Genomic DNA, 2871 nt, shown 5'->3' on the forward strand with positions numbered 1-2871 from the left:
TGCGTAACATATTCTGCACATTAACTCATTGTAAATAGTGATGGTGGGCCTTTTATTTCGAATACTTACGAACTGGTTTTTATTTCAATTTTATTAAACGGCAATGGATATGCACAATGAAAGACCTGACCCCGGTTTTCGGTTTTTTCTAACTGGCAGCTCAAATTAATGTCTAAGTAGGTAGAAGTTTGCTTTCGGTAAATTGACTGTACGTATAGTTAATTTTATTTGATAAACCGATCATCACCATTGATACCAAGGCATAGAGGCATGATCGCTACTTTTTAAAAAGTGGGTAGTTGTTTACATTTCAATATTTACCACCAGATAATTCGTGAATATCATCGGCTGCTGATGCTTTGATTATAAAAAGGTTGGAACTTATTCATTAGCTAGTGGTCAAAGCATTTGATAGCAAACTATCACCTGCTTATTATAACCAGCGAGGTTTCCCGTGTCGAGTCAGATAACTCCGTCAACATCACCGTGGGCGATATCACAAGATTGTAATTCGAAAACACCATTACTCGAAGAAGGTCGCAGACGTAACTCAAAGGGATGGTTACAAAAAATAAGTTTGTCATGGAAGAACCGGCCTCGCTGGCTGTCGTTTAAAACAACAAGATTTGGTGACGACATGCAGTCCTCAATGGTAACGCGAAAATGTATTGCTGCCGATTATGGATTGGTGGATGTGAAAAAAGTCGATGATGTGAAAAAAGTCGATAAAGAAACACAAGCGTCCAAGGTAAAAGAGATAGCGGTAGAAGTCAGATCAGATCGAGTGGATGAAGATGGTAATTCACCATTAATGGCTGCCATTATCAAGGAGACGGCGAAATCATTTGATGCGTATGGCCCGGCAAGTGAGGAGCTAACCCGGTTATATCAACAGAGCTTCGGCAATATTGCAGACAGATTGTCAAGAACTCCATCCATGCAGAGTAAAGAATGTGGCTTGCCCGGTAAAGGGGTGGACTGCAACAGCATACCTGCAAATACGATCAAGCTTATCAATCGACAAAATAAAGAAGGTTGTTCCCTCCTGCACCTGCTGGCAGCTGGAGGGTATATGGAGATGTACAAGGATCTGGTCAAACTTGGAGGGGATCGAGACTTGGAGGCTAAGGGAGGTGAAACTCCACATATGAAGCTACTGACCTGGCAAAAGCTTTGCCCTAACCTCGGCGATTACACCGGATTTGATCATGTCAAGGTTGCGGACATGCTTTTATGTCCCCAGCCCCCAGGCAAGGAAACAGCCATAGATACTCAGAATAAAGACGGTATAACAGTAATACACAAGATAATCACCGGTAATTATACGTATTTGTTGAGGGATGTGATCCACCGTATTAAAGATATCAACGCGCTATACAACAATGGTCAAACACTGCTTCATTGTATTGTAACTCAGGGTTATCGTACTCAGTGGAATGAGGTTCATAATAGAGAAATGGTGGAAGTGGTATTGCAACAAAATAGTGTTGATGTGAATAAGTGTGACAATGATGGAGAAACGCCATTGGACAAGGCTTTTAAAGCGCTAAACCCTTGTGGTTACAGGCTTCTGCGTAGCAGGGGTGGTTGTTATGGCAAGCTTAAGGAAGCTGATCGGCTGGCCTGCCTGGAACAACTATTTGGCGATGGGGATTTCAGCTCAATACCGTTTGTGCTGGGTATGTGTGATCTCGACAAGTTGTTTGAAGAATATCAAGCACAGCAACGTGTTGGGGTTTCAGAGAACTCAGGCAAAGTGGTGCTATATGCAGCAGCCTGTATGAAAGGCAACGAGGTTTTGAGGAGTGAGCTTGAGAAGCAGGGCGTGACAATCAGAGGGGTTGATGATGAATGGCTGCATGCCGATGTTCGTGCTGACAGTGCTACGCCTTTGCATAAGGCCTGTGAAAACGGTGATAAGGATGAACTCAGCAGATTACTGAGTTGCCAAATGAATCCGAATGTACTTGATGACAAAGGTCGGACGCCACTGCATTTGGCAGCAGAGGCAAAAAAAACAGATGAAGCATTAATCGGCTTGTTACTGGAAAACGGCGGCAGGAATCTACCAGACGATGATGGTTTCACACCGTTACAAAAAATTGCACGCAGTGGGCATTTAGGTATGCTGCAGCTCATGATTGGATCAGGATATACTGATAAAAGTTTCTCTTGGCTTTATGGAAAGCCGAAAGCACTACATCAGGCTGTCCAATCTGGCAATGTTCAGTGCGTCAGGATGTTAATCACCGAGAAAATTACAGAACCCCCAGACTTGCTGGATGAACAACGCCTGTCGGCTGTACATCATGCCGTTATAATGGATAATGCCGAAATCCTTAAAGAGGTTCTTGGAATACAAATCGAGGGGCACAAACCGGAATTTAATAATTGTGATACAGGACAAACAGCACTCCGTCGGGCTATTGAGAATAAATCTCCAGAGATAGTGAAAATACTGTTAGATAGCGGTTTTGATGTCTTCATTGACGCAGATGATCGGGAATTTTGTGTGAAACTGGCAGAAGCTTCCGGGGAAGCAGGTATCATCAAATTGTTACAAGAAAATCCACCAGTCATCCTTGACTTGAGCCATTCAGGGCTGCCTCAGACAATACCGGTTTATTACGGATAATTCGGGCTGAATCGCGGGTTCCAGATAACTGAGCAGGCCAAAAAGGCTGACGGGCAGTGCCTTGGACGCAGCTATGTAAAGAAATAGGACACCCCAAAATTACAGACTGAATAAAATAGTGGTTCAATATAAAAACTGACAAATTGATCAGTATTAATTATTTCGGAACTCAAGCAGGAAGGGATATAAGAATAATATTTTCGGAAGATCGGACTTTTGAGTACAAAACTAACGGC

General features: G+C 43.0%; 1 protein-coding gene. It reads left to right on the forward strand.

The window, feature by feature from the left end:
• Positions 1 to 649: 649 nt before the first annotated feature.
• Positions 650 to 2635, forward strand: coding sequence for an ankyrin repeat domain-containing protein (locus RM811_RS18460; RefSeq protein ID WP_402527246.1), 1986 nt, complete (start codon positions 650 to 652; stop codon positions 2633 to 2635).
• Positions 2636 to 2871: the final 236 nt, after the last annotated feature.

Origin of the sequence: Endozoicomonas sp. (genome assembly GCF_031844845.1) — a bacterium.
Taxonomy (GTDB): Bacteria; Pseudomonadota; Gammaproteobacteria; order Pseudomonadales; family Endozoicomonadaceae; genus Endozoicomonas.